This is a genomic window from Streptomyces bungoensis (genome assembly GCF_001514215.1).
Classification (GTDB): domain Bacteria; phylum Actinomycetota; class Actinomycetes; order Streptomycetales; family Streptomycetaceae; genus Streptomyces; species Streptomyces bungoensis.
In genome coordinates, this window is the sequence record NZ_KQ948904.1 from 1 (window position 1) to 1,732 (window position 1,732).

Consider the following 1,732-nt stretch of genomic DNA (forward strand, 5'->3'; position numbering starts at 1 on the left):
ACTGGCTGACGATCGGCGAGAGGTTAGCAGGAGGACCGGAGGTTATCCGGGGAAGAATCGGCTGTCGTTGCAGATCAGCGCTCGGGTGATCCCGCTCGACACGTACGCCGATGCGTAGGCCGGCGCGTAGGAGTATCAATTCGCCGAAGGGACCGGCACTACCCTCGATCGTTCATGAGTCCTCGCCAGCTTGCTGACGGGGGCTTTGGTGTTCACCTGGGAAGCGCTCTGGTTTCAGCGGGAACAAGGACCTCGCCAATCCTTATTCTTGCTGCTCAGAGGCGCTTTAGCTTGCCTGACCGCCTGTCGGACAGCCCGCCTCATGAACCCCCAGGCTAGCCGTTTACGGACAGGCAGCGGTGGAGGTGTTACTCCAGAGACGGTTCGTGTGATCGCTCTGATCCTGCCGACCGTCGTTGACAGAGAAGCTTATTTGGATTCCCGAGACGCAGGGGACCGGAATCCCGAAGGCTATTGAACCGTCATCCCTAGCCTTCCCAGTCCAGTAATAGTTGAAGATTCCATCAGGCCCAATCCGTGCCCCCTTGATTGTCACTTGCGCGTTCCTGACGAAACCGGATCCCTTAAGGTGGAATACAGTGCTTTCCCCGGATCCGGTGGTTGTTACAGCCAGGTTGGGTCGGGCCTGAGGAGGCGGTGGCGGGGGTTGCGGCGAAACGTCTCTCTGCTCAATTCTTTCGCCTACTGGAATGGTCCAGCCGTGCCGACACTTTGCCCCGAAGGTCCTGTGTTCACAGCCTTCCACGACGAAGGAGTACCATCCGGGCTGATTGTAGGTAAACGTCCACCAACCCTCATGGTTGCCAGATATGTCTTTCTGGTCGATGTTTTGCCAGTCTTTATCCACCCGCACGATAAAGAAGTCATACCCGTAGTCACTGTTGGTCTTCCAGTGAACGTGGATTTGATTGTTCCTCTTGATGGTCCAGATCGTCATGCTCGGCGCCTGGTCGGGAGACCAGGCAACTTCCCCATTCTCGAAATCCTGTATGCGCCCGTTCCTACCGGGGACATTGCGTTCATCATTGATCGGGCATTTGAGCCTATCGGGGAACACGATCGTTGGCCCTCCAGCGGCAGACGTGATACCTACATTGCCGCCCTCTTGCCATGTCATGCCAATCAAGCCGTAAGGCGTGATGTTACACGGCCCCTGTCGGACGAGTTCCGGAGTGGCTGCGGCAGGAGATGGTAGTAGACCTACTCCTCCGGCCAAGATTGCAGCCGAAATCATGCCGCCCACTCGACGAGTATGCAGTTTCCGGCTCATGGTTTCCTCTTTCAACGACTTGAGCCCATTTCGGCGGTGGCCTCGGTTGCGGCCCGCCGTCCGGGCTATGCCTTCTCCATTCAAAGCTGGCACCAGTTACCATTCACACCGCATGTAACTAGCCCGGAGAGATTTAGAAAGAGAGGGAGTCGGTAGGCGAAAAACGCCGCCGCTGTCCCATACTCACTGCATCATTGCGAGTGAGGAGGCCGTGTAGCATCAAGTGGATGCGTCATGTCTGGCTGTCTTGACGTTACGCCGTGGCCCGCAGGCCACTGGGGGCGTCTCCCCACGTGCGCAGCACTAATTCCTATGCTGCCTCAGGATCGTCACTTCCGCATCTTCCGAAGGTTCTCGCGTGGTGACCCCAGCCGCGGGCGCGGGGGCTTCGTAGACGTCGGTCTCTTCGTCAACAACGGCTAACTGGATCGATGCCGACAA

Annotated in this window: 1 protein-coding gene and 1 pseudogene; both read right to left on the minus strand. The window is 57.8% G+C overall.

Features of this window, described 5'->3' with window-relative positions; translation table 11 throughout:
- Window positions 1-343: 343 nt before the first annotated feature.
- Window positions 344-958 carry a hypothetical protein gene (locus AQJ66_RS38110; RefSeq protein ID WP_244163045.1) on the minus strand — a complete coding sequence of 205 codons (615 nt, stop codon included), beginning with the start codon at window positions 956-958 and terminating at the stop codon, window positions 344-346.
- A 21-nt stretch (window positions 959-979) separates the two neighbouring features.
- A pseudogene (locus AQJ66_RS41120) lies at window positions 980-1,291 on the minus strand (hypothetical protein); the annotation flags it as partial.
- Between the last annotated feature and the right edge of the window lie 441 nt (window positions 1,292-1,732).

What these genes read in the sequence shown, in the direction of transcription:
- AQJ66_RS38110 (WP_244163045.1), bottom strand. Translation starts at nt 958, where the DNA reads ATGACGATCTGGACCATCAAGAGGAACAATCAAATCCACGTTCACTGG.